Below are 26611 nucleotides of genomic sequence, written 5' to 3' on the forward strand. Positions count from 1 at the left end.
GACCAACAAGAGGACGGGAGGCGCGGGGCGGGCCCGCCCCGTTCCTCCCGTCCGCACGCCCCCCGGTCACTGCGGAGCGTGCATTCGAGATACCGTTGGTGTATGAGCACGGACACCGCCACCACCACCGAGACCACCGACGAGGGGCCCGTGGTGACCTTCGCCGATCTCGGCCTGAGCGATGCTGTGCTCAAGGCCGTCAAGGACATCGGCTACGAAACCCCTTCCGCCATCCAGGAAGCCACCATCCCCACACTGCTCGACGGCCGCGACGTCGTCGGCCTCGCGCAGACCGGAACCGGCAAGACCGCCGCCTTCGCGCTGCCGATCCTGTCCCGCATGGAGCCCGGCAGCAAGAAGCCGCAGGCCCTCGTGCTGTCCCCGACGCGTGAGCTCGCCCTGCAGGTGTGCGAGGCGTTCGAGCAGTTCGCGTCGCACATGAAGCACGTCCACGTCCTGCCGGTCTACGGCGGTCAGGCGTACGGCGTGCAGCTGTCCGCCCTGCGCCGCGGCGTCGACGTCATCGTCGGCACCCCCGGTCGCATCATGGACCACCTGGCGAAGGGCACGCTCGACCTGTCCGAGCTGAAGTACCTCGTGCTCGACGAGGCCGACGAGATGCTCAAGATGGGCTTCGCCGAGGACGTCGAGACGATCCTGGCGGACACCCCCGACGACAAGCAGGTCGCCCTGTTCTCGGCGACCATGCCCGCCCAGATCCGCCGCATCTCGCAGCAGTACCTGACGGACCCGGCCGAGATCACCGTCAAGACCAAGACGAAGACCGCCGCGAACATCACGCAGCGCTACCTGATGGTCTCGTACCCGCAGAAGGTCGACGCCCTGACCCGCATCCTCGAGGTCGAGGACTTCGAGGGCATGATCATCTTCGTCCGCACCAAGAGCGAGACCGAGACCCTGGCCGAGAAGCTCCGTGCCCGTGGTTACGCCGCAGCCGCCATCAGCGGTGACGTCGCCCAGGCCCAGCGCGAGCGGACCGTCAACCAGCTGAAGTCCGGCAAGCTCGACATCCTCGTCGCCACGGACGTCGCCGCCCGTGGCCTCGACGTCGACCGCATCACCCACGTCGTGAACTACGACATCCCGGTCGACATCGAGTCCTACGTGCACCGCATCGGCCGCACCGGTCGTGCCGGCCGCTCGGGTGACTCGATCAGCTTCGTCACCCCCCGCGAGCGTCGCCTGCTCTCCGCGATCGAGCGCCACACGAAGCAGCCGCTCACCCAGATGCAGCTGCCGACGATCGACGACGTCAACGAGACGCGCCTGACCCGCTTCGACGACGCGATCACCGCGGCGCTCGAGGACCAGGGTCGCATCGCTGCCTTCCGCGACGTCATCGCGCACTACGTCGAGCACCACGACGTCCCCTCGGACGACGTCGCCGCCGCCCTTGCCGTCGTGGCGCAGGGCGACTCGCCGCTGCTCCTGACCGCAGCCGACGACGCCCTCCGCACGCAGATGGAGCGCGACGCCCGCCGTGGCGAGCGCGACGACCGCGGTGCACGTGACGACCGCGGCCCGCGCAGCGACCGTGGCGGCGACCGTGGTGGCGACCGGGACCGTGCGCCCCGCCGTTCGCAGCCGATGACCGCCTACCGCATCGAGGTCGGCCGCCGTCACCGCGTCGAGCCGCGCCAGATCGTCGGCGCCCTGGCCAACGAGGGTGGCCTGCGCCGCGACGACTTCGGTGCGATCCGCATCCAGCCGGACTTCTCCATCGTCGAGCTGCCCGCCGACATGGACGGCGGCGTGCTCGACCGCCTGACCGACACCCGGATCAGCGGAAAGCTCATCGAGATCAAGCCCGACCGCCGTGGTGGTGGCCGCCGCGACGAGCGTCCGGAGCGCAAGCCGCGCTACTGACGCGAGTCGCGTCGTCGACGCGAGTTGCGTCCTGGACGCGACCACCTCTTGACGGGAGGCACGGTGCCAGCTGGCACCGTGCCTCCCGTCCGTCGTCCGGTCGCGTCTCCCGCCGCGGGCCGCCCCGCGTGCCGGCCTTGCGTCACCAGCTTTGCGGTGCGGGGAACCGCAGATCACGCTCGGATCCGTTCCCCTGGCGCCCGAGCGGTGCTGTGATACCTGGAGCCGTGACGCAGGGAGCCGCGGAGAAGGCAGGGGAACGAACGTGTACCGAGCACTCATCACCGTCGCAGCAGCGGCGGCGCTCGTCATCGGGGGAGTGGCGCCGGCGACGGCAGCCCCCTCGTCCTCGGCGCCCGGAGCGCCCACCACCGTCCGGGTCACCGGAGCCGGCGACAGCGCGACCGTGACCTGGGGCGCCCCGAAGTCGGGCGCGAAGGTGACTGGTTGGAAGGTCACGATCGCCCCCGCGCAGCAGCAGCCCGGCAACGGCGTCGACCGGCTGCCGGCGAAGGCGCGGTCCGACCGCTTCGGTGACCTGACGCCGAAGACGACCTACAAGTTCTCGGTCCGGGCGATCGGCGCGAAGAAGTCCGGCCGCACGATCCTGGTCCGCTACACCACGCCGTCCGTGGTCGACACGACGCAGTCGCTCTTCGCCCTCGACGCGTCCGGCAACGTCGTGCGCTTCGCCGAGGACGGTTCCGGCGCCGGGAAGGTCGTCGCCGCGAAGGGGACGGGCTTCGCCGCGGACGACGTCGGTGACGTGTTCACCCCCTCGGCGGACCTGACCTCGATCCTGTTCCACCCCGCCGACGGAAGTGCCACGCGGACGCTGGCGACCGGGCTGCACCTGACCCCCGACCTGCGTTCCGACGTCGCCGGCAACCTGTACTGGATCGACTCGGTGACGGGTGCGGTGCAGAAGCTCCCCGTCGGCAGTTCCACCGCGACGGCCGTGCTCGACCTGACTGCCACGGGCAGCGGGCAGCGGTTCTGGACCGTCACCCCCGACGGCAAGGTCGTCGTCGTCGGCGGTTCGCAGTTCTCCCCGATCGTCGTGGGCACCGGCATGACCGCACGGGCGATCACCCTCCCCGGCAGCTCCGGCGTCGGGTACCCCGCAGCGGTCCTCGCCGACTCGCACGGCAACGTGTACGTCGACATCCGTTCTCCCGGTGCCGCCGGTTCGTGGGCCTGGTACCAACTGAAGCCCGGTGCCACGGCGTTGACCACGATCGAGCCGCGACTGGCCTTCGAGTACGGTGCCGCGAACGCCGACGGCTTCTCGCTCCTGCAGTCCGCCGAGTGGTGCACCGCTCCGGCCGAGTACCCGACCAGTCCGACCGGCTGCAAGGTCGACCGCACGATCCCGGACAAGCTCGTGGTGGGCACCGGTGGGAAGTCCACCGTGGCGGTCTCCGGCATCACGGCAGGGTCGCGTGGTCCGAACACGGGTGCCGCCTCCGACGACGGGGACGTGTTCGCGAACGTCGACAGCGGGCCCTCGGCCGGGCTGTGGCGTGTGCCGGCCTCCGGCGGGGCTGCGCAGCAGCTGTCGTCGGCGCAGTACTCGCGGCTGCTGGTGATCTGACCGGCAGACCGAGGCAGGACGGGGTGGGACGCAACGGCGCGTCCCACCCCGTCCTGTGTTCCGGGGGTCGGGGGGGCGAGGTTCCGAAATCTTGGAGTGTCGGCGCTCTTTCTGCCGCTCCATGGAACCTCGGCGGCACACTGGCGGCGTGTTGTGGAACCTCGGCGCCACCCGGTGTCGCGAGGTGGGGGCGCGGGGTGGGGGTGCAGGGTACGAGGTCCGAGGTTCCGAGATCTCGGAACCTCGGCGCGCTCTCGGCCGTTCCGTGGAACCTCGGCGGCACACCGGCGGCATGTTGTGGAACCTCGGCGGCGCCGCAGCCCGCCGCCGCCCGCCGCAGCCCGCCGCCCCCGCCGCCAGCCCGCCTCACACCACCCCCGCCAGCCCGCCTCACGCCACCCCCATCACCGTCCGGCGACACACCTCGTCCCACGGGGTCGGCTCGATGCCGAACACCGCGCGACTCTCGGCATCGTCGACCACGTACGGCGCAGTCCACTGGTAGCTCATCTCGGCGAGCTCCCGCATCATCGGCGACACGACCCCGAGCGCACGGATCGCCGCCGCGGGCATCCGGTGGACGGCCACGGGTGCCTTGCCCGCCGCGGCCAGCACCTCGGTCAGTGCCTGCCGCTGGGTACGAGGAGCGTTGCTCGGCACCATCCACGTGCGGCCGTGCGTGCGCTCGTCCGAGGCCGCCGCCACCAGGGTCCTGGCGACGTCGAGCACGTCGGTGAAGGTGTGCGGCAGGTCGGTCCTGCCGATCATCGTCACGGCCTTCCCCTGCAGTGCGGCCGGCAGCACCCGCGTGACGTGCCCGTTCGCCCCGATGCCCGGCCCGACGTAGTCCGAAGCCCGGACCTCGACCGTGCGGATGCGTCCGGCACGGTGCGCGGCCAGGGCGTCGGCCCACAGCCGTGCGCGGAGGATCCCCTTGTGGTCGGTCGCCGCGTCCGGGGTGTCGGCGCGCATCGGGCCGTCGACCGGGCCGTACGGGTACAGGTTCCCGGTGATGGCGTAGACGGCTCCGGTCCGCTCGGCAGCGGTCAGCATCGACGCCGCGAGCGGTGGCCAGGTGCGCTCCCACTGGGTGTAGTCGCCGGGGTTCGCGCAGTTGTACAGCACGGCGGCGCCGTCGGCTGCCCGGGTGAGGGCCTCGGCGTCGGAGGCGTCGAGCGCGAGGTGATCGACCCCTGACAGGCCGGTGTCCCGACCCGAGCGGGTGGCGACGGTGACGTGCTCGCCGCGCTCGGCGAGCAGCGCGGCGACGTGGCGGCCCACCGGGCCGGCGCCGATGACGAGGTGGTGGTGCGACATGGTCCCTGCTTCCGTCCTGGTTGTGAGAGCGGTGCTCTCGCAACCAGGATGCGCGTCCGGCGACGAAAGAGCAAGAGCACTGCTCTCATTTGTGTGCAGTGCTCTCGTGTGGCATGGTAACCAGATGGCACCGACAGCACGCGAGCTCGCCCGGCAGACGATCCGGGCGGACATCCTGGCCGCCGCGCGCACCCGCCTCACCGACGAGGGGCCCGCAGTGCTCAGCCTCCGAGCCGTCGCCCGCGACGTCGGCATGGTGTCGTCCGCGGTGTACCGGTACTTCCCGAGTCGCGACGACCTGCTCACCGCGCTGCTCATCGTCGACTACGACGAACTCGGCGCAGCGGTCGAGGCTGCTGACGCCGCGGCCGGCCCGGAACCGGGTGCACGCTGGGTCGCCGCGTGCCGCGCGATCCGATCGTGGTCCGTCGCGCACCCGGGCGACTTCGCGTTGCTGTTCGGGTCGCCCGTGCCGGGATACGCCGCACCGCGCGAGACGGTCGTGCCCGCCGCGCGGACGACGCTCGCGCTGGTGCGGGTGGTGGCCGATGCGGTCGCGCCCGGCGGGAACGTCGCGTCGGCGTCGGGGGCGGACGGGAGGCCCGGATCACCCGCCGCGCCCACGGCGGCTCCCGGGGCGGCCGGTCCCGCCGTCGCGGACGCAGTGACCACCCTGCGGTCGTTCGGCATCGCACTGCCCGACGAGGTCCTGGTCCGCACCCTGATGGCCTGGTCGACGGTGTTCGGGACGATCTCGTTCGAGCTCTTCGGTCACTTCGTCGGCTCGGTGTCCGACGGCGCCGCCTACTTCGACCAGGTGATCGCGCGGCTCGCCGACGACCTCGGGTTCGCCGCCGCGTTCTGACCCGGTCGTGCGGTCGCCCCGAGCCGTTGTCCACGACTCGCACTCGGGGCCTGACAGAGTGCCGGTCACTGCGGTAGACAGGTCCCTACGCCGAGGTCGTGCCCGACGACCGGAGCGGACGGCCGGCACGGTGTCCCCTGGGCAGCGGCCGGACGGCACCACACCCGGGCGTGCGCTGCGGCCGGGGTCCGCGCGGATCAGGAGGCACCCTTGCGACGCAGCTCGGCCGGCGACCCCGCAGTCGGAGCGACCCGGTGACGGGGCTCGACGTCAGCCGCCAGGACCGCCGCCGGCTCACCACCGGCACGGCCCGCCGACGACTCGTCACGGTGCGCACGGTCGCACTCCTGGCGTCGATCGCCGGTGTGAACTACGTCGTCTGGCGCTGGGCCGCCTCGGTGAACTGGCACTCCTGGTGGATCGCCGTGCCGCTCATCCTGGCCGAGACCTACAGCGTGATCGACTCGCTCCTGTTCGCGTTCGGGGCGTGGCGGTTGCGCGAGCGCGGTGAGCCCCCGACGAAGCCGTCCTCCGACGTCACGGTCGACGTCTTCATCACCACCTACAACGAGCCCGTCGACATGGTCGTGCGCACGGCCCGTGCGGCGCAGGCGATCACGCACCCGCACACGACGTGGATCCTCGACGACGGCAACCGCCCCGAGATGCGTGCGGCCGCCGACTCGCTCGGCATCGGTGTCATCACCCGCGGTGCCGACTGGATCGACCGTCCCCGGCACGCCAAGGCCGGCAACCTCAACAACGCCCTGCTCGCGACCCAGGGCGAGTTCCTGCTCATCCTCGACGCCGACCAGGTACCAGAGCCCGGCATCCTCGACCGCACGCTCGGCTACTTCAAGGACCCGCGGATGGCGCTCGTGCAGACGCCGCAGTGGTTCGAGAACGTCCCCGAGGCGGACCTGCTCGGCAGTCAGGCGCCGCTGTTCTACGGGCCGATCCAGCAGTCGAAGGACGGCTGGAACGCCGCGTTCTTCTGCGGGTCGAACGCGATCCTGCGGCGCGAGGCACTGATGCAGCTCGGCATCTCCCGCTACGTGGTCGAGGTCGAGGCCTCGGTGCAGCGCACGATCACGACGTCGCGGAAGCTGTTGGCCCGTGCCCGTGAGACCGAAACGGACCCGCGGGTGCTCGGCGCCCTGGACGAGGCCGAAGCCGTCGTCGACCGCGCCCGCGACCAGGTCCGGGCCGGCGAACCGCTCGGCGACGTCACCTACGCGTTCCAGCGGGGGATCGACACGATCGCCTTCCGGTTCGCCGCCGCCGACCTCGAGTCGGTGCGGAACGACCTGCAGGAACTCGCCGCGATGTCGACCGACGCGAACACCTTCGCCGGGCTCGACGACGCCGCGCTCGACGTGCTCGGGCGGCGCGACGCATCGCCCGTGGCGGCGATCGAGTCGATCGCGGTCCTCGCACGGGCACTCGACGTCAACCGTGACGACGAGGCGCAGCCGATCATGCCGCTGGCGACGATCTCGGTGACCGAGGACATGGCCACCGCAATGCGGCTGCACGGGCTCGGCTGGAAGTCGGCGTACCACGACGAGATCCTGGCGAAGGGCCTGGCGCCGGAGGACCTGCCGACCATGCTCGTGCAGCGGCTCCGCTGGGCGCAGGGCACCATGCAGGTGTTCTTCCGCGAGAACCCGCTGGTGCAGAAGGGCCTGTCCTGGGGGCAGCGCCTGATGTACTTCTCGACGATGTGGAGCTACCTGTCCGGGTTCGCCGCGATCGTCTACATCGCGGCCCCGGTGCTCTGCCTGTCGTTCGGCGTCGTCCCGGTGCAGGCCTACAGCGTCGACTTCTTCGCCCGGCTGATCCCGTTCCTCGTGCTCAACCAGCTGCTGTTCTGGGTGGTGGCCGCCGGCAGACCGACGTGGCGTGGGCAGCAGTACTCGCTCGCGCTGTTCCCGGTGTGGATCGAGGCGGTGACGAGTGCGTTCGAGAACGTGTTCCGCGGCAAGCCGCTCGGGTTCCGGGTCACGCCGAAGGTGCGCGACGAGACCGAGCAGAAGCCCCGGTGGGACCTCGTCAAGCCGCAGCTCATCGCGATGGGGGCGCTGGTCGCGGCACTGATCCTGATCGGCATCCGCTACCTGACCGGGCAGGCGTCGGGCATCGCGCCGCTCGTCAACACCGCGTGGGTCGTCTTCGACCTGTTCATCTTCAGCATCGTGATCCGGGCCGTGCTCTACCGCGGCCCGGGCACGGGAGTCCAGTCAGAGCACGAGTCGAGCACCGCCGGAGGACCACTGTGAACGCCGAGACCACCTTCGACGTCGCCGCGACGCCCGTGTCGCTCGACGAGGTCCAGGACCGCTTCGGCGTCTGGTGGGACGGCCTCGGCATCGACGACGCCCGGCTCCGCTTCGCGCTTGAGACCGCGCTGGCCGAGGTCGCGGCGAACATCGTGGAGCACACGATCCGTTCCGACCAGGAGACCGGTCGGCGCTACACCGTGCGGCTCGAGTCGACCGAGCGAGCGCTCACCGCGGAGCTCACCGACAACGGTCTGCCCGTGGACATCGACCTGAGCGCCGTCACGATGGCCGACGTCGAGCAGGAGAGCGGACGCGGTCTGGCGCTCGCGATCGCCGCCCTCGACCGCCTGGAGCACCGGCACGAGCACGGGCACAACGTCTGGACGCTGGTGTGCGACCGGTGAGGCTGCTGGCGGCCCGCGTGGTCGCCGTCCTCGTCACGATCGCGACGCTCCTGCTCGGCGGTGCACTGCCGGCGTCCGCGGTGACGGTGCACACGGCCGCGGCGACGGAGCCGGCGAGCGGGACGACGTGGTTCGGCCCGGACCTCGACTGGGGCGACGACTCCCCGGCGGGGTACGAGGGACGGCTCGGTGCGACGCCGTCGATGTACGGGGTGGAGATCGACTACCCGCTGGACCGCTCGGCCAGGCGAGAGCTCCTCCGCGCGACGCGTGCCGCGGCGACGCAGGGCGCGGTCCTCGTCGTGAGCCTCGAGCCCGGGCAGTCGCTCCGGTCACTCGACGCCGCCGACGCCCGCGCCGCGAACACCGCGTTCCAGGAGATCCACGACCAGTACGACACCCAGGTGCTCGTGCGGTTCGCGCCGCAGATGAACGGCACGTGGGTGCGCTGGGGGCAGCAGCCGACCCAGTTCGTGCAGGCGTTCCGGACGCTCGCGACCGCCGTGCACGGCGGCGACTCCGACGCGCGCATGGTGTGGTCGCCGTCGTACGGTGCGGGGTACCCGTTCGGCGAGTCCGCGGGACGACTGGCAGACCTCTCCGCGACCGACGTCGCGAAGCTCGACACCAACGGCGACGGCGAGCTGACCGCGGCCGACGACCCCTACGAACCGTACTGGCCGGGCGACGCCTCGGTGGACTGGGTCGGCTTGTCGATGTACTACTTCGGCAAGGGCAAGTCGACCGAAGCCGCCGGTCGTGACGTCCCCCTCACCCGCAACGACGTGCCGGAGCGTGGCGAGGTCGAGTCCCGGTTCGACGAGACGTGGGGCTACGAGCAGCAGCAGGCGGACAGCTTCTACGACCGGTTCGCCGTCGACGGCGACCGGTCGATGCTGCTCGACACCGGTGCACTGTACGACCACACCCGCCGGGGCGACGCGGAGCTCCCGGTCAAGCAGGGCTGGTGGCGGCAGGTGATCGCCTCGGTCCAGGACCGCCCGTTGATCCGGGGCGTGACCTTCCTCGAGACGAACCGCCGCGAGCCCGAGGCCGGGAACCGTGTCGCCGACTGGCGCGACACAGCGGTGCCCGGGATCGCCGGGTCGTTCCGCACCGACCTCGAGCGCGGCGACCACTTCGCCTTCGGGCCCGTCACCGACCGCATCACCACGCAGCAGGGCAACGCCGCGACCGACCAGCAGTACGACACCGGCGGCGACCAGATGGCGTGGATCGTCTGGGTCGCCGTGGGCCTGGCGGTGGTGTTCCTGCTGAGCGGGCTGTTCGGACGGTTGCTGCCGAGCTGGCGCTACCCCGACGACGGCAAACCCGGGCGCGACCTGCGGCTCGACCTGTTCCGCGGGTTCATCATCCTGGCGGTGGTGATCACCCACATCGAGATCGGCGGGCCGTACTCGTACCTCACGCTGCACGCGGTCGGTGCGATCACCGGCGCCGAGATGTTCGTGTTCCTGTCCGGCATGGTCCTCGGCATGACGTACCCGTTCGCCATCAAGAAGTTCGGCGAGTGGGCGGCCGCGATCGGGGCGTGGAAGCGTGCCCGCAAGCAGTACCTCGTCACGCTCGTGGTGATCGCGGTCGTCTTCGCGCTGAGCTTCGTCCCGTTCCTGAACACCGACGCGATCACGACGTTCACCGACCGGGGGACCGGAACCGGGGGCGTCGGTGCCGAGGGCCGGGTGTACGACCTGTACCCGAACGCGATGCAGCTGCTCGGTTACCCGCCGCCGTGGTACGCCATCCGACAGTTCCTGCTGCTCGAGATGGGCCCGTGGCCGTTCAACATCATGGGTCTGTTCGTGGTGCTGAGCCTGTTCATCCCACCGCTGCTCTGGCTGATCCGCCGCGGCTTCTGGTGGGTGGTGTTGGTCGTGAGCTGGGCGCTGTACGTGTTCCAGGCCCTCAACCCGGAGTTCCGCCCGCTGAACTCGCAGTTCGAGGCGGTGTTCCCGCTGCTCACCTGGCAGGTCGTGTTCACCCACGGCCTCGTGCTCGGGTACTACCGACGGCAGATCATCGGCGCGCTCACCGGGCGGCTCGGCAAGATCCTGGTCGGCATCGGTGTCGGCGGCTACGCGGCGTTCCTGGTGTACGTCTGGGCGGCGAACCACGCCGGCTTCACACCGGTGCCGTTCCCGGCGTCGATGTACGAGGACCTGTACAACACGGCGTACCAGCGGGTGGACCTGCAGTGGGGCCGACTGGTCGACATCGCGTTCTTCGCGATCGTGTCGTACGCGATCCTGACGGTGTTCTGGAAGCCGATCTCGGCGGCGATCGGGTGGCTCTGGATCCCGATCGGGCAGGCGAGTCTCTACGTCTTCGTGTGGCAGGTCTTCTTCGCGCTGGCGATCGCGTCGATCCCGGGCGTCCCGTGGGGCGACTTCTGGATCGGCTTCGTGGTGCACTCGGCGTTGATCCTGCTGGCCTGGTACATGGTCCGCAAGAAGTTCCTGTTCTCGGTCATCCCGCGCTGACGCGACCGCGGGACGGACGGGAGGCCCGTGGCGGCGTCGCCACGGGCCTCCTGTCCCGCTCCGGGTCGCGTCAGCGGACCGCGACCACCAGCGGCGTCGGGTCCACCGGGTCCGGCGGCACCGGCAGGGAGCCACGGATCTGGTTCTGCGCCTGGCACTGGCTCGTGCAGTTGGTGGCACCCTGCGACAGCTCGACGGCGTCCTCGCCGAGCACGCCTCCGAGCCGACCACCGGGCTGGACGGTCCACGTGGTGGTCGTCGCGGTCTGCGACGTCTTCGTGGCGACCTGCGGGCTGTCCTTGCCGAGGAGCATCTGGTGCGAACCACTGCCGGACGCCACGGCCGCGACGCCGTCGCCGAAGTTGATCTTGCCCGTGTACGGGTTCGTGAAGTAGACGAGTCCCGCACCGAGCGTGTGCGTGAACGTCACCGGGCCGGCGAACTCGGTCTCCATCTGGAAAACGCCGCCCTGGGCGCCGTCCTTCGCCTGGACCTTGAGCTTGCCGGCGGCGGTGGCGAAGATCGCGACGAGGGTGTCGTCCTTGACGTCGAGCGAGGACAGCTTGGTGCTGGCGAGCTGCGCGGCGGTGAGCGAGGGGACCTTCGACGCGAACACGACGGTGGGCTTCGTCACCATCCGCTGCGTGTCGGGCGCGCCGGTGAGCGTGTAGTCGTACACACCGAGGTCGGCGATGCGGATGTCGAAGCCGTTGTGCTTGCCACGGACCTTGATCGAGCCCGAGACGGCGACGTCCTTGACCTTGAAGTCCTTGCCCACTGCGGGGTTCGTCGTGGTCCCGTTCACCGTGACGGCGTAGTCGCCACCGGTCGAGGTCTTGCCGGACGCGTTCGCGGGGGAGACCCCGACGAGGGCGGCTGCGGCCACGGCGCCGAGGGAGACCGCGGCGGCGATGCCGGTGAGTCGGCGGCGGGAACGCCGGGTGGTGGGGGATGCCGTGTGCATGGGTGCCTCCTGGGGAGGGGCCGGGGTGGCCCGTACACGTCGATCGTCGCCGGACCCGGTCGTCGGCACCATCGGACCTTGGTACTAGTACCCGGTCACCAGCCGTGGTCGCGGGCCCAGAGCGCGGCGCTCGTCCGGTCGGCGACCCCGATCCGCCGGAACAACGAACCGACGTGCACCTTCACCGTCCGTTCGGCGATCCCGAGCTCCGTGGCGATCTGCCGGTTCGACAGCCCGCGAGCGAGCCGCACCAGGACGTCACGCTCGCGTGGGGGCAGGTCCGGTCCTGGGTCGACGTGCACGGCCCCGGGCAGGAGCGCACGGGCCACCCGCGGGTCGATGGGCGTCTCGTCCCGGGCAGCGGCGCGGACCGCGGCGACGACCTCGTCGGGGGAGGCGTCCTTGAGCAGGTAGCCGGTCGCTCCCGCGGCGAGCGCGGCTCGGACGCGGTGGTCGTCGGAGAACGTCGTGAGGACGAGCACCCGGACAGCGGGCAGCAGGGCGCGCACCTGCCGGGTTGCCTCGACCCCGCCGGCGCCCGGCATCGACAGGTCCATCACCACGACGTCGGGTCGGAGCCCGGGGGCGAGCGCCACCGCGTCCTCGCCCGTCGACGCTTCGCCGACGACCGCGCAGTCGTCGGTCGTCGCGAGGACGGCGCGCAGGCCGCCCCGGACGAGGGCGTGGTCGTCGACCAGGAGCACCCTCACCGCAGGTCCTCGGTGTCCGCGGGGACCTCGAGCTCCCAGGTGGTGCCGGTGCCGGACCCGGTGCGGAGGCTCAGGGACCCGCCGGTGTCCTCGGCGACCTCGCGCAGCAGCGTCGTCCCGAGGTGCCCGGCGCGGATCGAGCCGACGACGACCGCCGGGTCGAACCCGGTGCCGTCGTCGGCCACGACCACCCGCACGACGGCTCCGGACCGGTCCACCGTGACCTCGACGCGGTTCGCTCCGGCGTGCTTGACGGCGTTCCAGACGGCCTCGCGGACGAAGCGCACGACCGCGAGGAGCGCCGCCGGCGAGGCGTCGACGACGTCGGGCGAGCGGACGACCGTGGTCAGTCCGGCGGCGCGGGCCCGTACGCAGGCGTCCTCGAGCGCGGGACCGAGTCCGTCGGGCGTCGGGGCCGCTGGACGGATCGTCGACATCGACGTCCGGAGCGAGGACACCGCCGACCGGAGCACGACCGCGGCGTCGCGCGTGGCGGGGTCGGCGCCCAGCGACAGGGCGAGGCCGGCGACGTCCTGCACCGGGCCGTCGTGCAGTTCCGCGGCCATCCGGCGACGTTCGGCGGCCTCGGCGTCGAGTGCGCGGCCGAGCAGCCGTTCGCGCAGCCGCTGGCCGGAACGGATGCGGACGAGCAGCCAGAGCAGCAACGGGACGAGCAGTGCGAGCACGACGGCGACGACGCCGAACGCCAGGGCGGCGAACGACCCCCGCAGGTCCGCAGCTCGGGCGAGCACGTCGTCGTAGGGCTGGTACGCCTCGAACAGCAGCGCTTCCCCCGAGGGTGTGTGCACCGCCTGGTACGCCTCGAGCAGCGGCCCGTGTCCGCGTTCGTAGCGGTTCTCGGGCTCGTCGAGGTCGGACACCTCGGCGTCCGACCGGTCGGACGCCAGTGCCTCGAGGTCCTCGGCGGACAGCGGGAACCGCTCGCCGACCAGCCGCCGTTCATCGGACCACAGGACGGTCCCGTCCGCCGCCCAGAGCTTCATGCGCACGGCCGATCCGGTCCGGAGCTCGCCGGCGACCGCGTCGTCGAGTCGGGTTCGGGCGGCGGCGTGATCGGCGTCGGTCGCGGCCGGGTCGGCGATCACGTCGAGCAGCGCCGGTTCGACCACGACCCGTGCCAACGCCGCGGTGTCGGTGGTCGCGTCGCGGACGGCGAACGACTCGGCGATGCGCTGGGAGACGAGTGCCCCGGCGGTCGCGACGGCGGCGCCGCCGACCACGGCGGCGAGCACGACCCCGACGAGGACGCGCCCCCACGGAGTCCGCCCCGTCCGTCGCCGCGGGTCGGCGGCCACCACCACGACCGGCTGCGCGGTCGTGCCACTGTCCGACGACCGTTGTCCGTGCACAGGGACACCGTAACCGGCGCGCCCTGGTCGTGGGGGAAGGCGGACGGGAGGCCCGTGGCGGCGTCGCCACGGGCCTCCCGTCCGTCCTCGGTCACGTTCACCGCACGCGTCGCGCCCGACGGGAGCGGTCGCGGTCCCGCGACGCGCCGCTCACGTCCGCCGAGGTTCCGATCGGGGGCCTGACGGACGCCGACATGCCGAGATCTCGGAACCTCGGGGGAACACGCGCGGGCGTGCCGGGCGGGTGTGCCGGCGCGCTACGGCGCGGGCACGGACGCACTCAGCGCTTCGCGCACCGAGCCCCACGCGGCCAGGCGGTCGCGGACCGCGTCGTGCCGCTCGGCGGCGAGTGCCTCGGCGTGTGCGCGCTCGAGCACCGCGTCGATGACGATGCGCTGCCCGGTGCGGGTCGAGGCGATCGCCGCCTCGACCATCGCGAGGCTCATGACGTTGCCGTGCACCTCGCCGTCCGGGGTCTCGCCGGAGCGCACGGCGTGCACGAAGGACGTCAGCGCCCCGGCGATCTCGTGTCCCACGCTGGCAGCGGGCGACGGCGCACCGGCGGTGCCGTCGAGGTCGCTGGAGGGGTCGTGGTCGCCGTCCCACAGCGCGGTGCCGGCAGCACCCGAGGCCCGCCAGTCGCCGTTCCACGAGGTCTCGGCGCCCGGCGCGCACCACGAGCCGTCGTACACGTACCGGACGTCGTCCTCGAAGGCGAAGACCGCTGCCGCCGCCGCGTCGCCGCGGTACCAGGACCACGACGGGTTCCACGACTCGCAGTACACCGACACCGGATCCCGTTCGAGCACGTAGCGGGCGGAGTCGAACGCGTGGATCGCCATGTCGAGCAGCAGGACGTCGTCCATCTGCTCGCGGAAGCCGCCGAAGTGCGGGGCCTTGGCGAACCGGGTGCCCAGGCCGCCGATCGCACCCAGGCCGCGCACGTGCTGGCGGAACGCGACGAGCTGGTCGTTGTAGCGTCGCGACTGCGACACCATGAACAGCTTGCCGGTGGCCTCGGCGGCCGCGGCGAGCGAGAGCGCCTCGGCGACCGTCTGCGCTGCGGGCTTCTCGCCGAGCACGGGGAGCCCGGCGTGCAGGGCCTGCAGCGTGACGGGGTGGTGCGCGACCGGGACGGTGATGTCGAGCACCGCCTGCGCACCGGTCTCGGCGGCGAGCACGGTCAGGTCGGTGCCGACGGGGATGCTCGGGTCGCCGGCGTGTTCGGCACCGGCCCGGGCGGCGTCGAGGTCGAGGTCGACGATGCCGACCAGCTCGACGTCGGGGTCGGCGGCGACGGTGCCGAGCCAGGCCCGGCCCATGCCGCCGGCGCCGACCTGCAGGACGCGGAGCGCGGTCACGCCTGCGCTCCGGCGTGGTCGTCGACGGGCGCGTCGTCGACAGAGGCGTCGTCGACGGGCGCGTCGTCGAACGGGCCGCGGTAGTGCTGGCCCTCGAAGTACTCGCCCAGGTCGTAGCGGCGGAGCGTCGGGATCTCCCGCTCGCGCTCCGGCCGCGCCCACTCGGTCGCGTTCGCGATCACGCGGCGGACGTCCTTGTGGTGGTAGACGGGGAAGTCCTGGTCGCCGGGCGAGAAGTAGAAGATCTTCCCCAGGCCGCGGCGGTACGTCATGCCGCTCCGGAACACCTCGCCGCCGGTGAAGCCCGAGATGAAGACGAGCTCGTCGGGGGTCGGCACGTCGAAGTACTCGCCGTACATCTCCTGCTCGGGGATGACGATCGGGTTCGGGACGCCGCGGGTGATCGGGTGCTGCGGGTTGACGGTCCAGACGAGTTCCTGGTCGTGCTCGCTCCGCCAGCGAAGAGTGCACGTGGTGCCCATCAGCTTGCCGAAGATCTTCGACCAGTGGCCGGAGTGCAGGACGACCAGGCCCATGCCGGACAGGACGTGCTTGTGCACCCGGTCGACCACGGCGTCGTCGACGTCCTGGTGCGCGGCGTGCCCCCACCAGGTCAGGACGTCCGTCGCGGCCAGGACCTCGTCGGTCAGGCCGTGCTCGGGTTCCTGCATGGTGGCGGTCCGGACGACGGCGTCGGGCAGGTTCTCGCGGATGCCGTCGGCGATCGCGCCGTGCATGCCGTCGGGGTACCGCTCGGCGACGTGCTGCTCGACCTGCTCGTGGACGTTCTCGCCCCAGACGGTGATGCGCAGCGGGGTGGTGGTCATGGTGTGCCTTTCTGGCTGGGTTGCGTGGTGGCGTCGGTCCGGGGCCGTCACTTGACGGCACCGCCGAGGGCACCAGCGGAGATGTACTTCTGCGCGAAGATCAGCAGGACGGCAGCGGGCAGGGACGCCAGCACCGAGGTCGCCATGACGGGTCCCCAGTCGGTGACGTTCGAGCCGATGTAGTTGTAGATGCCGAGTGTGATCGGTCGCACCGCGGTCGTCGACGTCAGGGTCAGTGCGATGAGGAAGTCACCCCACGCGCCGAGGAACGTGAAGAGCGCCGCGGTGACGATGGCGTTCCGGCTGATCGGCACGACGATCGACACGAACGCCCGGAAGTCGCTGGCGCCGTCGACCAGTGCGGCCTCGACCAGGCTCGGCGGGATCGACTCCATGAACGCCCGCATGAGCAGGATGGCGAACGGCACCTGGACCGCGCTGTCGGCCAGGATCAGCCCGACGTAACTGTTGAGCAGCCCGATGTTGTTGAACAGCGTGTACAGCGCGTTCGCGATGACGATCGCCGGGATCATCTGGGTGATCAGCAGCACGAGCAGGAACACCCGGCCGCCGCGCATCCGGAACCGGGCCAGCCCGTAGGCGGCCGGCGTCGCGATGGCCAGCGTCAGCAGGACGGTTCCGAGGCCGATGATCATGCTCGACAGGAAGTTCTGCCCCTGCTGGGCGAACGCGGCCTCGTACCCGGCGAAGGTGGGGGAGAACGGGAACCACGTCGCCGTGGCAGCCCCGGACGTCGCCTGCAGGCTGGTGTTCACCATCCAGTAGACGGGGAACACCATGATCGCGAGGAACACGCACCCGAGGATCGTGAACGGGATGCCCTTGGCGGAACCGCGCGGGCGGGGTGCCCGGGTGGTCCGCTTCGTCGTGATCGCGCGGGTGGCGGTGACGGTCTGGTTCGCGAGTCCGACGCTCATTCGTCGACCGCCTTCCGGGAGATCGCGATGTAGACCATCGCGAAGACGAACGAGACGACGATGAGCACGTTGCTCACCGCGGCTCCGATGCCGAACTGGAAGTTGATGAACGACTGGTGGTACGCGTTCGTGGCGAGGGTCTGCGTCGAGTTCGCCGGCCCGCCGCCGGTCAGGCCGAGGATGATGTCCACGACCTTCAACGTGTAGACGACCCCGAGCACGACCACGACGCTGACCACCGACCGGATGCTCGGCCACGTGATGTACCAGAACGCCTTGAACCCGGTGGCGCCGTCGAGCGAACCGGCCTCGTAGAGCTCCGGCGGGACGGACTGCAGGCCGCTGTAGAGGATCGTCGTGTTGAACGGGATGCCGAGCCACACGTTGACGCCGATGACGGCGATGAGCGCGAGGCTCGGGCTGACCAACCACGGGACCGGGGCGATGCCCACCACACCGAGGAGCTGGTTGAGTGCCCCGCTGTCCTGGTCGAGCAGCCACTTCCACACCGCGCTCGAGGCGATGAGCGGCAGGAGCCACGGCAGGAGCAGGAGCCCCCGCAGGAAGCCCGACAGTGGGAAGTGCCGGCGGAAGAACAGCGCGAGGCTCAGCCCGATGACGAACTGCAGGATGATCGAGCCGGCCGTGAACAGGGCGGTGTTCACGAGGCTCGTCGTGAAGACCGAGCTCTGGAACACCGAGATGTAGTTGCCGAGTCCCACCCAGGGGGCCTCGCCGGTGAAGAAGGTCGCGGTCGTGTAGTCCTGGAAGGACATGATGATGTTCTTCACCACGGGGTAGCCGAAGAAGACGGCCACGAAGACCGCCGCTGGCACCACGAAGAGCCATCGGGTCACGCCGGATCGGAACCGGGCTCGTCGCTGCCCGGGTCGGGGGGTCACCACGGGCGGGATCGTCCGTGGTCGTGTCTGTGTCGAGGCGCTCACGCCGGGGTCCTTTCCTGCACGCCGGAGGGAGCCGACCGGTCGGCCGGCTCCCCGTGGACTACTGCTCTTGCGACTGCGCCTGCTTGAGCGCTGCCTCGGGGCTGGCCTTGCCGGTGAGGGCGAGCTGGACGGCGGTGTAGATCTTCGTGGCGGCCTTGGGCCAGTCGGGTCCGAGCTCACCGGTGCGCGCGCGAGCGGTCTGCACCGTGGTGACGAAGGACGCGACCTGCGGGTGGTCCTTCGCCCAGGCGGCGCCGGCCTCGAGGTTGGTCGGCACGTTGCCGCTGACCTCGGACAGGGTCTTCTGCATCTTCTGCGAGTGGAGGCAGCCGACGAACTTGCCGGCGAGCTGCATCTTGTCCTTGTCGCCGGTCTGCGGGACGGTGAACGCCTCGCCGCCGAGCGGTGCGACCGTGGCCTCGCCGGTGCGCGTCGGGATCGGGACGCTGTCGAACTCGAGGCTCTTCTTCTCGTTGAGCGCCGGCAGCTGCCAGGGACCGTTGATCATCATCGCGGCCTTGCCGGCCAGGAACTGGTTGTTGACGTCCGCCTGGGCCCAGTTGATCGAGCTCTTCGACATCGAGCCGTCGTCCTGCAGGTCCTCGACGAGCTGCAGCGCCTGGGTGGCGTCCGCGGTGGCGATGTCCTTCTCGTCACCGCCGTTCGACCAGAAGAACGGCAGGAACTGCCAGGTGCCCTCGTACGTGTTGATGTTGCTCATCGCGAAGCCGTAGGTCGAGCCCTTGGTGAGCTTCTTCGCCGCGGCCTTGAGCTCGTCCCACGTCTTGGGCGGCTGGACGCCGGCGTCCGCCAGGAGCTTCTTGTTGTAGTAGAGCGCGATGGAGTTCGTGTTCGACTGCAGGCCGTAGAGCTTGCCCTTGTAGGTGCTCGCGGCCTTCACGCCGGGCACGTCGCCGTCGGCGTCGAGCCCGTAGTCCGACAGGTCGGACAGGGCACCGGAGGAGGCGATCTGCTGGACGTCGGGGTTGTCGAGCATGAGGACGTCGGGCAGCGTCTTCGACGATGCCTGCTGCAGCACCTTCGCGATCAGACCGGCGCCGGCGACGTGGTTGATCGTGACCGTCGCGCCGACCTCCTTCGCGCACGTCTTGTAGACCGGGTTGTAGTTCGCGTCGTAGTAGTCCTCGATCGTCAGGGCCTTGCTGCCGCCCGACGAGGCCGATCCGGAGCCGGAGCAGCCGGACAGGACCAGGGGGATCGTGGCGACGACGGCGACAGCGCCGACGAGGGCGCGCGTCCGGCGGGACATGGAGGGGAATCTTTGCTTCATTGCAGAGCTCTTCTCTTGACGGGTGCTGGGGCAGGCACGCATCGACGAGGCCGCTGACGTCATCGTCGCTGTGCTCCTGGGGCGAGAAGCTAACAGATAAGCGCTTCACCTGTAAAGCGCTTTTCTGACTTCCCGCGCGCTAGGATCAGCGCCATGGCCACGATGCAGCAGGTCGCCGATCGGGCGGGGGTCTCGATCGCCACCGTGTCCTTCGTGGTGAACGGGACGAAGTACGTGACCCCCGGCACGACCGCGCGGGTGAAGACCGCGATGCGCGAGCTGAAGTTCCGCGGCAACGTCGTCGCCCGGGCCCTGGCGAGCCGGCGGACCCGGATCATCGCGCTGCTGTTCCCGACCACCGGCAACCGCTTCAGCCCGACGACCTCGCAGTTCTTCATGAGTGCCGCGGAACGGGCGTCCGAGCGGGGCTACCACCTCGTGCTCTGGCCGGTGGACCCCGCTGGAGACGACCTCGACGACCTCGTGTCGGGTGGGCTCGTGGACGGCGTCATCCTGATGGAGGTGCGGATGGACGACCCCCGCGTCGCCGTCCTCACCGACCTCGGCGTGCCGTTCACCCTGATCGGCCGGACCCGCGACAGCAGCGGTCTGCCCTTCGTCGACATCGACTTCGAGACGACCATCGAGGACAGCCTCGACCACCTCGAGACGCTCGGGCACCGCCGGTTCGGACTCGTGCTCGAGGACCTCGAGGGCACCCCGATGGCCGGCTACGCACCGCACCTGCGCGTCGAGGCGACCTTCCGGCGCGCGATCGCCGAGCGCGGGCTGGCCGGGACGGTCGTCACCGCCGGGCCGGGCAGCGACGGCGGACGGCAGGCCACGAGCGACCTGCTCGCGGCGGACCCCGACGTCACGGCGCTGCTCGTGATGAAGGACGACTCGTCCGCCGGCGTCCTGGTCGGCCTCTACACCGCCGGGCGGCGGGTCCCCGAGGACGTCTCCGTGCTCAGCATCGCGTCGTCCGAGGCCAACGCTGACCAGCACTACCCGCGGCTGTCGACCATGGTCGCGCCGGGTCAGGAGCTCGGGATCCGGGCCGCCGACGCCCTCATCGAGCAGCTCGACGGCACGTCCGACGACCTGCCGCACTTCCTGCTGCCGTGCACGCTCCGCACCGCGGAGTCCACGGCCCCCGCCCCCGCCTGACCGCCTGCCGGACGGGAGGCGCGGTCCGGCGCCGCCACGGGCCTCCCGTCCGCCCGTTCCCACGTTTCGGGCTGAGCGACAGTTCGCGGGGCCGCGAACCCGTGAACTGTCGCCCAGCGCGAAAGCTCGGCACCGCGTCCCGCCCGCGCCCGCGTCCCGCCCGCGCCCGCCGCGCGCGTTCAACCTGCCGTTCGCCATCTGGATCATGCGGAACTACCTCGTCGGGATCCCCTCGACGATCGAGGAAGCGTCCGAGATCGACGGGGCGGGGGCCTGGCGCACCGTGCTCAGCGTGATCCTGCCGATGGCGAAGCCGGGCCTGTTCACGGTCGGCGTCTTCACGTTCACGGCGTCGTGGAGCGAGTTCCTGATGGCGCTGACGTTCAACAGCGAGAACTCGTTCCGGACGATCCCGGTCGGCATCGCGCTGTTCGGCACGCAGTTCACGGTGCCGTTCGCGCAGATCTTCGCGGCGAGCGTCGCGGCGACGGTGCCGATCGTGATCCTGGTGCTCGTGTTCCGCCGCTCGATCGTGTCGGGGCTCACCTCCGGTGCCGTCAAGGGGTGACGCGTCCATTGATTCCTGAGGGATAGTCCGCCAGGATCGGAGCAGACGTCGACGGCGACGGCCAGGACCAACCACCCCGGCCGTCGCCGCCACCGATCGGCGTCACGGATCAGGAGACACGTCATGGCTGACAGCACTGCGCCCCCGCGCGCCCGGAACCGTGGCCGTCGCGCCGCGGACGACACCGCCCGCCGCTCCCGGCGTCGCAACCGGGTGTTCGCGCTCGCTGCCGGCGGGGTCCTCGTCATCGGCGGCGCGGGCTACACGCTCGCGTCGTGGACGGACACCGAGTGGGTGTTCGGCGGCAACGGCTCGGGTGGGCCGGGCGTCGGCACCTCCGGGTTCGAGGTCGAGCAGAACGTCACGGCGCCGTTCGCCGCGGCGGGCTTCACCTCGGACGAGACGAACCCGGGGCAGGCGCTCCGGTTCACCGTCGACGCGCTCGCCCTGTCGCCGGGCAGCGCGACCTACGCCCCCGTCGCGCTCCGCACCACCGCCGACTCGATCGCCGGCGACCTGGTGCTCCGGGCAGCGGTCCCGGCGTCCGGTGTCACGGTCTCCGACGCCGACGACGTGCTGTGGAACGCCCTGCAGGTCCGGGTCGCCGCGATCACGGACACCACCGCAGTGTGCGACGCCACCGCGTTCGACGTGCCGTGGACGAGCGTCGCGTCCGGGCCGCTCGGCACGGCTGCCGCGACGATCGCGCGGCCCCTCGCCGCGGCCGGCGGGTCGACGCAGGTGTACTGCTTCGAGGTCTCGCTGCCCGCGTCGCCGACCCTGCCCGCCGGCACGTCGGTCGACGCGCTCCAGGGGCGGACGGCCGCGCCCGCGTGGCAGTTCGCCGCCGAGTCCGACTGAGCGCGGCCGTGCGCGGCTCCACCGCGCCGACGTCCTCCGACGAGGGCGCGGCGCCGCCCCGTCGTCCTGCCGACCGCATCCGCACCATCGTCCTGACGGTCGCCGGCGCGATCGGGCTCACGTGCCTGCTCGCCTGGGCCGCCGTGGCGTTCACCGGGCTGTCGTTCGTCGTCGTCACCACCGGGTCGATGGCCCCGACGATCCCCGCGGGCGGGCTCGCCATCACGCACCGCGTCCCCGCGGCCGAGATCACCGACGGGGACGTCGTCACGGTCCCGCGCGGGGGGTCGGCCCTGCCCGTCACCCACCGGGTGGTCGCGGTGGACCGGGTGCCGGGGGACACCGCCGCGCGGTCGCTCACCCTGCGGGGCGACGACAACGCCTCCGACGACCGCGACCCGTACGTCGTCCGGCACGCCGGACTCGTGCTGGCACACGCCCCCGGCCTGGGCTCGGTGCTCGTCGTGGTCACGAGTGCCCCGGCCCGTGGGCTGGCGGTCGCGCTCGTCGGCGTGCTCGTCGCGTGGGCGTTCTGGCCGGCCCGGCGGGAGGACTCGTGACCCGCGTCCTCGCCACCTCCGCGGCGGTCGCCGCGGTGCTCGTCGGTGCGGCCGGGGTCGGCACGACGGCGGTGGCGGTCGCCGCGACGGACTGGAGGCCCGTGGCCGAGACCGGCACGCCGGGCCGGTTGGTGCTGCACACCGGTCCGGAGCCCCTCGTGCTGCCCGGGGCGGGGAACGACGCGGACGTCACGTGGCAGGTGCGGACGAGCGTCGACGAGCCCGGCCCGGTCACCCTCGACCTGCAGCTCACGGGGCGGGGCGGCCTGCCGGGCGGGACCGACGGCGTGCTCGTGTCGGTGGCGACGTGCGACCAGCCGTGGGGGGACCCGTCGGGAGCCCCCACGTGCGGCGGACAGACCGCCGCCCTCGTCGACGCCGTCCCCCTCGTCGACTGGGCGACCACCGCGCCGTCGGTCCGTGTGCCCGACCCGGACGGCGACGGCTCGGCGTACCTGCTCGTCCGGTTGTCCCTCGGTGACGCCGCGACCACGGTGCCCCGGACCGCCGAGGTCGGCGTCGGCGTGACCGCGCGCGGCGGGGACCCCGTCGTGCCCGGACGCCCGACGCACGGCGACGGCGACGGCAGTGGCGAAGGCGGGGGCGACGACGTCGGTCCGGTCGTCCTCGCGATGACGGGCGGCGGGTTCGCGGGGCCGGTGCTCGTCGCGGTCGCGGCCGTGCTCGCCGGCGTCGCCCTCCGATTCCGACGCCCCGGGAGCCGGTCGTGAGCCGGCGTCCGCTGCACCTGCGCCGTGGGCGGATCGCGGTCGTCACCGGCATCGTCGTCGCAGCAGCCCTGGTCACGCCCACCGCCGTCCCGAGCACCGCGTCGTGGTCGGACCGCGAGTGGGCGCACGGGGCCGTGGGGACGTCGTCGTTCGACTGCGGCACCGACGCGGACTACACGTCGACGGCCTCGAGCCGGTTCCTGGGCGGGAGCATCGCCGGCATCGACCTCGACGACGTCGCGACGGTGCGCGGGGTCGACGTCGCGAAGACCGGAGCCGCACCGGCATCGGTCGAGCCGGCCACCGCGCCCGAGCTCGGCACCGGCGGCCGCCCGTTCACGCAGGCGTTCGGCAACCCGCTCGACGTCGGGCTGCTCGGCGACGTGGCGGGCATCGACCTCACCGGTCTCGGCCTCGGACTGCCGGCCGGTTCGGCGGGCGCGGTGAACCAGGTCGCGACGGCGTCGGGCACCGGTGACGCGGTGGCGGCATCCGGGCTCGTCGCGGACTCCGGTGGCGTGCTCGTCACGCCGACGACCCCGTCCGGGGACCTGCCCGACCCGGCGTCGATCACGCTCGGCCGCGCACTGCCGGGCATCGCGGACGTCACCGACGTGGGGCTCGACGTCGGTGCCGTCGGTGCGAGTGCGCAGCTCGCCGGGTGCGACGCGATCAGCGACGACGTGTGGGGCGGGGTCGTCCAGCGGACGCTCGCGACGAACCTGCGGGCCGCGGTGCAGCAGGTGGCAGCCGACAGCGGCCCCACCGGGCTCGAGCGCGACTACGGCATCGCGAGCCTCGACCTCCGTGTGGACAGCCCGCTTGTCGGTGCGCTCGTCACGGCCGTGAACGACACCGTGGTGCAGCTCGACGCCACGGTCGACGCGCTCGGTGGCACGGACGGGGTGCTCGCACGGACGATCAACCAGGGCGTGCTCGGGGTGCTCGGCGGGCTCACCGGCAGCCTCGGGCTCGGCACCATCGGGGGCACGGTCGAGATCACCGGGCCGGACCTGGCGGGCGCGGTCGCGCCGTTGCTCGCCGAACCCGTGCAGGACGCCGGCGGAACGTTGTCGCTCGACTTGTCGGCCGGATCCGTCCGGGTCGACCTCGCGCACCTGCTCGGCGACGACGAGCACGGGCTCAACGACCTGCCGCCGAACCACGAGGTGGTGCTCGACGCCGTCACCCTCGGTGCGCTGGCCGACCGGCTCGGGCAGGTGGTGGACGCCTGGGCGGGGAAGATCACGACCGCCCTGACGACCGCGCTCGGGTCCCTGCACGTCCGGATCGCGCTCGCCGCCGACCTCAGCGCACCCCTGGTGCTCGGCATCCGCGTGAAGATCGCCACGCTGTCGATCGGCGTCGACACCGGGGTCGCGGCGCTCATGGCGGGGCAGACGAAGCTGTCGGTCGGGGTCGCGCTGCTCGGACTCGACCTGGGTGGTCTGCTCGGCGTCGTGACCGGCCTCGCCACGTCGCTCGTGAACCCGTTGACCCAGGCGGTGGTGGGGGCGCTCACGACCCGGTTGTTCGCGCTCGTCGGGACGCTCGGCACGACGCTGACGACCACGATCGGCGGCCCGGTGGTCCGTGCGCTCGGGACGGTCCTCGCGCGGCTGCCCGGGGTGCTCTCGCTCCGGGTGAACGTGCAACAGGACCTCGCGGCCGCCCCGACCCCGGCCGGCCGTGCGACGACCGGGCAGTACACGCAGACCGCACTCCGCCTGTCGATCGCGGACGCCCTGGTGCCCGGGGGACTGGCCCGCGTCGATCTGGCCAGCGCCGTGGTGGGGCCGAACTCCGTGTCGCTCCTCGATGCCGCCCGCGCCCGAGATAGGTAGCATCGTTACCTAGCTGCGCATGGTGGACAATCACCGGAGCCGCATGCTGACCGCCCGTAACCTGCCGTCAGGGGCTCGGGGCGCCGAGGTCGACGGCCGCGATGATGCGGTCGACGATCCGGACGAACCGGACCCTGTCCCGTTCCGAGAAGGAGGCCAAGAGCTCGTGCAGGTGCTTGTTCGTGCCGTCCATGGCGATCGAGTAGTCGCGTCTGGCGGTCTCGGTCAGCTCGATGTGGCGACTCCGTCCGTCGGCCGGGTTCGGCACACGGCTGAGGTGTCCGCTCTGCTCGAGTCGGTCCACCATGCCGGTCACCGCCGGTCCGGTCAGGCCGAGGTGCTTCGCGAGGTCCTTCACGCGGACGGTCCGGTCGGCCGCTTCGGCGCGGGACACGAACTGCAGCACGGTCAGGTCGCTGCCCGAGACGTCGAGCTGGTCGCGCAACCGCGCCCGCAGCGCGGACACTGCTGCTTCGAGTCGGGTCAGCGCCGCCACGAGGTCGAGATCGCTCACGAGCGAGCCCCCTTCGAACCGATCGGGTCCGCGCCACCGTACGCCGTGCTCACCGGGTCAGCGTATCCACATAACGAGTTGCACGGTCAGGTTCGGGTGTCCGGCACGGGGGCGATGCACCGTGACTGACACGTACGATGCCCCACGTGCCGGCGGACGCGCGAGCGAGTCGGTGCGCTTCGAAGTGTCCGGCATCGATCCGGAGTCGGCGGCGCGTGACCTGGCCATGGTGCACGGCGCCGAGCAGTGGTCCGCCCAGCAGACCGGCAGCGAGTTCCTCTACCGCTACACCGCGGTCGGCGACACCGAGATCAGCATCCGTCGGTCCCAGATGCGCGGCGTCCTGCGCGGTGCGATGCCGATCAGCACCGACTACATCGTCGCGTGGATGACGAGCGGCAGCGCCCACCTCGACCTCGGCGGGCAGCGGGTGGACCTGCACCGGAACGTGCCGACGCTGCTGCCCTGCGACACCGCGTTCGTCTTCGCGGCCGAGGACCACGACCAGCGCCTGGTGCACCTCGACCGGGAGCTCGTGCACCGGGTCGCCAGCGAACAGCTCGACCTGGGCGACCGTCCGCTGCGCTTCGACCACACGCGCGAACCGGACAACGCGATGTACGGCCGGTGGCAGGCTGCCCTCGCCGCGCTGTCCCGCGCGCTCCGTGTCGGCGGGCCGGACTCCGACACCTGGGTCGAGGCGAAGTCGCTCGCGATCGCCGCGTTCCTCGAGACCTTCCCGCCGCAGCTCGACGACCTGCCGGCCGAACTGGCCCTGCCGCGGAACGCCCGGCTGCGCGCCGCCGTCGAGTACGTCCACGCGCACGCGTCCGAGACCGTGACCATCGCCGACCTCGCCGCGGTGGCCGGCCTGAGCGTGCGGTCGGTGCAGGAGTCGTTCCGTCGGGTGTTCGACGTGTCGCCGCTCACCTACCTGCGGGACGTCCGTCTGGACCGCGTGCGCAGCGAACTCCTCGCACTCGACCCGCAGGTCGGAGCGATCGGCGACGTCGCCCGACGCTGGGGGTTCGCGCACCTCGGCCGGTTCTCGGCGTCGTACGCAGCCAGGTTCGGCGAGTACCCGAAGCAGACCCTGCGCCGCTAG

At 71.7% G+C, this 26611-nt stretch carries 23 protein-coding genes; 13 read left to right on the forward strand and 10 right to left on the reverse strand.

Annotation, left to right across the window (positions count from 1 at the left end; translation table 11 throughout):
• The first annotated feature begins 102 nt into the window (after positions 1-102).
• On the forward strand, positions 103-1887 hold the full coding sequence (locus tag HQQ88_RS17610; protein WP_131881956.1) for a DEAD/DEAH box helicase: 1785 nt from the start codon (positions 103-105) through the stop codon (positions 1885-1887).
• A gap of 265 nt (positions 1888-2152) precedes the next feature.
• Positions 2153-3481: a fibronectin type III domain-containing protein gene (locus HQQ88_RS17615; RefSeq protein ID WP_173170627.1), complete on the forward strand. Its 1329-nt coding sequence runs from the start codon at positions 2153-2155 to the stop codon at positions 3479-3481.
• A 390-nt stretch (positions 3482-3871) separates the two neighbouring features.
• Here the strand turns inward: HQQ88_RS17615 and HQQ88_RS17620 are convergent, their stop codons facing one another.
• Positions 3872-4798, reverse strand: coding sequence for an NAD-dependent epimerase/dehydratase family protein (locus HQQ88_RS17620; protein WP_173170629.1), 927 nt, complete (start codon positions 4796-4798; stop codon positions 3872-3874).
• 124 nt (positions 4799-4922) lie between these two features.
• On the opposite strand from HQQ88_RS17620, the gene HQQ88_RS17625 reads away from it, so the two are divergent.
• The 4 genes from HQQ88_RS17625 to opgC all read left to right on the forward strand — a co-directional run bounded on the left by HQQ88_RS17625 (position 4923) and on the right by opgC (position 10850).
• Entirely contained in the window at positions 4923-5663 is a 741-nt protein-coding gene (locus tag HQQ88_RS17625) for a TetR/AcrR family transcriptional regulator (protein ID WP_173170631.1), read from the forward strand.
• 329 nt (positions 5664-5992) lie between these two features.
• Positions 5993-7942 carry a glycosyltransferase gene (locus HQQ88_RS17630; RefSeq protein ID WP_173170777.1) on the forward strand — a complete coding sequence of 650 codons (1950 nt, stop codon included), beginning with the start codon at positions 5993-5995 and terminating at the stop codon, positions 7940-7942.
• A complete protein-coding gene (locus HQQ88_RS17635; RefSeq protein WP_173170634.1) occupies positions 7939-8349 on the forward strand; it encodes an ATP-binding protein in 411 nt (136 codons plus the stop codon). Before HQQ88_RS17630 ends, HQQ88_RS17635 begins: the two co-directional genes overlap by 4 nt.
• Entirely contained in the window at positions 8346-10850 is a 2505-nt protein-coding gene (opgC, locus tag HQQ88_RS17640; protein WP_173170636.1) for an OpgC domain-containing protein, read from the forward strand. Before HQQ88_RS17635 ends, opgC begins: the two co-directional genes overlap by 4 nt.
• A 70-nt stretch (positions 10851-10920) precedes the next feature.
• On the opposite strand, the gene HQQ88_RS17645 is transcribed toward opgC, so the two are convergent.
• The 8 genes from HQQ88_RS17645 to HQQ88_RS17680 all read right to left on the reverse strand — a co-directional run bounded on the left by HQQ88_RS17645 (position 10921) and on the right by HQQ88_RS17680 (position 19237).
• The gene (locus tag HQQ88_RS17645; RefSeq protein WP_173170638.1) at positions 10921-11814 is read right to left on the reverse strand and encodes a hypothetical protein; all 894 of its coding nucleotides are present in this window, start codon (positions 11812-11814) and stop codon (positions 10921-10923) included.
• Positions 11815-11909: 95 nt separating this feature from the next.
• Entirely contained in the window at positions 11910-12524 is a 615-nt protein-coding gene (locus tag HQQ88_RS17650) for a response regulator transcription factor (RefSeq protein WP_248704288.1), read from the reverse strand.
• Entirely contained in the window at positions 12521-13894 is a 1374-nt protein-coding gene (locus tag HQQ88_RS20270; RefSeq protein ID WP_173170640.1) for an ATP-binding protein, read from the reverse strand. The genes HQQ88_RS17650 and HQQ88_RS20270 overlap by 4 nt, the downstream gene beginning before the upstream one ends.
• A gap of 257 nt (positions 13895-14151) precedes the next feature.
• Entirely contained in the window at positions 14152-15255 is a 1104-nt protein-coding gene (locus HQQ88_RS17660) for a Gfo/Idh/MocA family protein (RefSeq protein ID WP_367917051.1), read from the reverse strand.
• The gene (locus tag HQQ88_RS17665) at positions 15252-16082 is read right to left on the reverse strand and encodes a ThuA domain-containing protein (RefSeq protein WP_123294665.1); all 831 of its coding nucleotides are present in this window, start codon (positions 16080-16082) and stop codon (positions 15252-15254) included. The genes HQQ88_RS17660 and HQQ88_RS17665 overlap by 4 nt, the downstream gene beginning before the upstream one ends.
• Before the next feature lie 47 nt (positions 16083-16129).
• Positions 16130-17020 carry a carbohydrate ABC transporter permease gene (locus HQQ88_RS17670; RefSeq protein ID WP_111084887.1) on the reverse strand — a complete coding sequence of 297 codons (891 nt, stop codon included), beginning with the start codon at positions 17018-17020 and terminating at the stop codon, positions 16130-16132.
• Complete coding sequence (locus HQQ88_RS17675) at positions 17017-17877, reverse strand: carbohydrate ABC transporter permease (RefSeq protein ID WP_123939110.1); 861 nt, start codon at positions 17875-17877, stop codon at positions 17017-17019. The genes HQQ88_RS17670 and HQQ88_RS17675 overlap by 4 nt, the downstream gene beginning before the upstream one ends.
• Positions 17878-18025: 148 nt before the next feature.
• Positions 18026-19237 (reverse strand): sugar ABC transporter substrate-binding protein, encoded by a 1212-nt coding sequence (locus HQQ88_RS17680; protein WP_123294666.1) that lies wholly within the window; start codon positions 19235-19237, stop codon positions 18026-18028.
• A 174-nt stretch (positions 19238-19411) separates the two neighbouring features.
• Here HQQ88_RS17680 and HQQ88_RS17685 point away from each other — a divergent pair, with 174 nt between their 5' ends.
• The 6 genes from HQQ88_RS17685 (at position 19412) to HQQ88_RS17710 (ending at position 24992) form a co-directional block, all read left to right on the forward strand.
• Positions 19412-20428, forward strand: a complete 1017-nt coding sequence (locus HQQ88_RS17685; protein ID WP_173170643.1) for a LacI family DNA-binding transcriptional regulator — start codon at positions 19412-19414, stop codon at positions 20426-20428.
• Between the two features lie 196 nt (positions 20429-20624).
• A complete protein-coding gene (locus HQQ88_RS17690) occupies positions 20625-20996 on the forward strand; it encodes a carbohydrate ABC transporter permease (RefSeq protein ID WP_367917052.1) in 372 nt (123 codons plus the stop codon).
• Between the two features lie 123 nt (positions 20997-21119).
• Entirely contained in the window at positions 21120-21857 is a 738-nt protein-coding gene (locus HQQ88_RS17695) for an acyl-CoA dehydrogenase (RefSeq protein ID WP_216835059.1), read from the forward strand.
• Between the two features lie 8 nt (positions 21858-21865).
• Positions 21866-22417, forward strand: coding sequence for a signal peptidase I (locus HQQ88_RS17700; RefSeq protein ID WP_173170645.1), 552 nt, complete (start codon positions 21866-21868; stop codon positions 22415-22417).
• Complete coding sequence (locus HQQ88_RS17705; RefSeq protein ID WP_173170647.1) at positions 22414-23148, forward strand: hypothetical protein; 735 nt, start codon at positions 22414-22416, stop codon at positions 23146-23148. Before HQQ88_RS17700 ends, HQQ88_RS17705 begins: the two co-directional genes overlap by 4 nt.
• Positions 23145-24992, forward strand: a complete 1848-nt coding sequence (locus tag HQQ88_RS17710) for a choice-of-anchor G family protein (RefSeq protein WP_173170649.1) — start codon at positions 23145-23147, stop codon at positions 24990-24992. Before HQQ88_RS17705 ends, HQQ88_RS17710 begins: the two co-directional genes overlap by 4 nt.
• A 67-nt stretch (positions 24993-25059) precedes the next feature.
• Here the strand turns inward: HQQ88_RS17710 and HQQ88_RS17715 are convergent, their stop codons facing one another.
• On the reverse strand, positions 25060-25506 hold the full coding sequence (locus HQQ88_RS17715; protein ID WP_123294672.1) for a MarR family winged helix-turn-helix transcriptional regulator: 447 nt from the start codon (positions 25504-25506) through the stop codon (positions 25060-25062).
• A 121-nt stretch (positions 25507-25627) separates the two neighbouring features.
• Here HQQ88_RS17715 and HQQ88_RS20275 point away from each other — a divergent pair, with 121 nt between their 5' ends.
• A complete protein-coding gene (locus HQQ88_RS20275; RefSeq protein ID WP_173170651.1) occupies positions 25628-26611 on the forward strand; it encodes an AraC family transcriptional regulator in 984 nt (327 codons plus the stop codon).

The organism is Curtobacterium sp. VKM Ac-2861, from assembly GCF_013204965.1.
Classification (GTDB): domain Bacteria; phylum Actinomycetota; class Actinomycetes; order Actinomycetales; family Microbacteriaceae; genus Curtobacterium.